Below are 246 nucleotides of genomic sequence, written 5' to 3'. Positions count from 1 at the left end.
CTTCTCTTCTGGCGCGTTGTCGATCTGGTCGAAAGCACGTGCAGAACCACCGTAGGTTTTAGCCAGAACGGTAGTGATTGCAGCAGTCAGGGTAGTTTTGCCGTGGTCAACGTGGCCGATAGTACCGACGTTAACGTGCGGTTTTGAACGTTCAAATTTTTCTTTAGACATCGATTGTCCCTCTAAGACACGGATAAATCGGTGGTATCACCACATCAACCAAGCATTTGCTTGTTGAATTCAGGA

1 protein-coding gene is annotated in these 246 nt (G+C 47.6%); it reads right to left on the bottom strand.

Features of this window, described 5'->3' with window-relative positions; genetic code table 11:
* Positions 1-171, bottom strand: a 171-nt coding sequence (locus tag N6G83_RS54730; protein WP_235163334.1) for a GTP-binding protein, incomplete at its 3' end; no start/stop codon positions are given.
* Positions 172-246: the final 75 nt, after the last annotated feature.

The organism is Serratia sp. PL7 (genome assembly GCF_945957435.1).
This window is presented reverse-complemented; position numbering and strand designations above follow the sequence as displayed.